We start from the raw sequence: 3,013 nt of genomic DNA on the forward strand, positions 1-3,013 counted from the left end.
GTTACTTTCCGCATACTTCGCGGATGCTTCGGACTCGTCTATGAGTCGTATTTCCTATACAGTCACCATACAGTCACCATACACTCCCCATATAGTCACCATACACTCCCCATACACTCCCCATACACTGTGCATACTCTCACATTGAATGTCTCGTCCTTGTCCCGTCCTAAAATAGCTATACAGGTTAAGAAATGATCCTGAAATTGTTTTACAGTTTGTCATGTAAATCCTGATTTTACTTTACACTGTCATATGGCAGAGCTGGTTGCCTGATGTTTATAATTCTTCCATCTTTTTTTAAGCTGCCAGTTGGGTTATGTGCCTGCAAAGGAGGTGTCTCGTCCTGCCATAGCTATACGTCTGAATGCTTTCGTTAAGCGGTCTTGTCCCGGTAAAGGCCCTTTTTTCACTCATCACTTTCCGCTTTGCAGACTGTAGCAATAAGTTTATTTTGCCGGGATTGCTTATCAATATCAACTGCTATGAGAAAACTAATACTATCACTATCCTTGTTCGTTACCCTTCATGCCTATGCACAAGATGCACTGAAGTACCAAACTCCTCCAAAAAGTATCCTGGAACTGGCTATGGCAGCGCCTTCGCCGTCAACGGACTTTAACAGCAAGGGAGATGTAATGCTGATCATGGAGCGAACCAGTTACCCTACCATTGAAGAACTATCACAGCCGGAATACCGGCTGGCGGGAGCGCGTATCAACCCGGCCAACTTTGGTCCGAGCCGTGCAGCTTACGTTACAGCTATTCGCATCAAAAACATCAAAACCAACAACGAATACGCAGTTACCGGATTGCCTGCCAATGCCCGTATCGGCAACATCAGCTGGTCGCCTTCACAAAAAAGCATTGCTTTCACCATTACGGATAACAGCCGCATTACTTTGTGGAAAGCCGATATCGCTACCGGCGCGGCCACGCAGCAAAGCGCCCGCGCGCTGAATGATATTGCAGGTCCTGCGTTTACCTGGATCGATGATAGCCGCATCCTGGTATTGGCAGTACCGGCTTCCATTGGCAAAGCACCGGAAAAACCATTGGCGCCGGAAGGGCCTACGGTGCAGCAAACTTCCGGTAAAGCCGCTCCGGCAGCCACTTACCAGGACATGCTGAAAAACCCTTACGATGAACAGTTGTTTGATTACTATTTTCAATCCGAACCCGTAATCATCGGCGCCGGAGGTGAACAGGTGATCGGTAAACGCGCTGTTTATGTAACGGCCTCCCCATCGCCCGACAATCAGTACCTGCTGATGGAAAGCCTGCACCGACCATATTCTTACCTGGTAGGATCGGGTCGTTTCCCAAAGGAAGTGGAAATATGGAAAATGAATGGGGAACTGGTAAAGAAACTGGCCAGCAACCCGCTGGATGAAGTGCGCCCGAAAGGGTTTGACGCCACCAGCAATTATCCCCGTTACTTTTCCTGGCGCAATGATGCGCCGGCTACTATCTGGTGGGTACAGGCCCTCGACGGCGGCGATCCCAAAAAGGAAGTACCTTTCCGCGATGTGGTGAATACCCTGCCAGCTCCTTTCTCCGCTGCACCCGGGGAACTGGTGAAAACCGTGAACCGTTTTGCCGGTATCCGCTGGGGCAATGATCAACTGGCACTGGTATACGATGCCAACAGCACCCAACAAAAAATACGAGTGAGCCGTATTAGCCCGGCCAATCCTTCACAGGCGCCGGTTACGCTGATAACCCGCTCGGAAAATGACCGCTACAACGATCCCGGAACTCCTGTAACCATAAAGAACCAGTACAACAGGGCGGTATTATACGTGTCGCCTTCACAGGAATTACTGATGACGGCGCCCGGCGCTTCTCCTGAAGGAGACCGCCCGTTCCTGTCTTCCTTCAGTTTAAATAACGGTAAACAGAAGATCCTGTGGCGCTCTGCAGCGCCTTATTATGAGCAGGTAGCCGATGTGATAGATCCTGCCAAACTTGTAGTGGTAATTGCACGTGAATCGGTATCATCTCCCGTAAACTATTACCTGCAAAATCTTAAAAAGAAATCCTCTGTGGCGCTTACCGCATTTCCTCACCCGCAGCCGCAACTGAAGGGAGTGCAAAAGCAACTGCTGAAATACAAACGGACAGATGGGGTAGACCTCACCGCCATGCTATACCTGCCGGAAGGATATGATCCTGCTAAAGACGGCCGCCTGCCGGTACTCATGTGGGCATACCCCCGCGAATACAAATCTGCGAGCGATGCTGCACAGGTGCGTGGTTCCGCTTACCGGTTCACCCGCGTAAACTATGGCTCGCCCATCTTTTGGGTAACCCGCGGCTTTGCCGTGATGGATGCTACCGAAATGCCCATTGTAGGTGAAGGTGATAAAGAACCCAATGATACTTTCATTGACCAGCTGGTAATGAATGCGGAAGCGGCGGTGAACAAGATCACGGAAATGGGGATTGGCGATAAAGACCGTATTGCCGTAGGCGGACATTCTTATGGCGCGTTTATGACGGCTAACCTGCTGGCGCATACCAACCTGTTTAAAGCCGGTATCTCCCGCAGCGGCGCTTATAACCGCACTTTAACTCCTTTCGGTTTCCAGAACGAACAACGCACCTACTGGCAGGCGCCGGAAGTGTACTATAAAATGTCGCCCTTCTCTTACGCCGATAAGCTGAAAACGCCTATTCTCCTGATCCATGGGGAAGCCGATAATAACTCCGGCACATTCCCGGTGCAAAGCGAAAGATTGTACAATGCCCTTAAAGGAAACGGCGGTACGGCACGCCTGGTATTCCTGCCGCAGGAAAGCCATGGCTATGCTGCTAAAGAAAGCATTTTGCATATGTTATGGGAAATGGACGAATGGCTGATGAAATATGTGAAGCAATAATAAGTGCTGTGATTTGTGTGATGAGCCAGCCCGGATCATCACACAAATTATCGTTATAAGTAAAAAGTACCATTAAACCCCCTAATACCACAACCCCCTTTCTTTCTTCCTTTGTACCTTTGTCGCATCAT

At 49.7% G+C, this 3,013-nt stretch carries 1 protein-coding gene; it reads left to right on the top strand.

Annotated elements, in window-relative coordinates; genetic code table 11:
* Positions 1-485: 485 nt before the first annotated feature.
* A complete protein-coding gene (locus tag VN105_RS25515) occupies positions 486-2,882 on the top strand; it encodes an alpha/beta hydrolase family protein (protein WP_325645572.1) in 2,397 nt (798 codons plus the stop codon).
* The last annotated feature ends 131 nt before the right edge of the window (positions 2,883-3,013 follow it).

Origin of the sequence: Chitinophaga sp. (assembly GCF_035564935.1) — a bacterium.
GTDB lineage: Bacteria > Bacteroidota > Bacteroidia > Chitinophagales > Chitinophagaceae > Chitinophaga.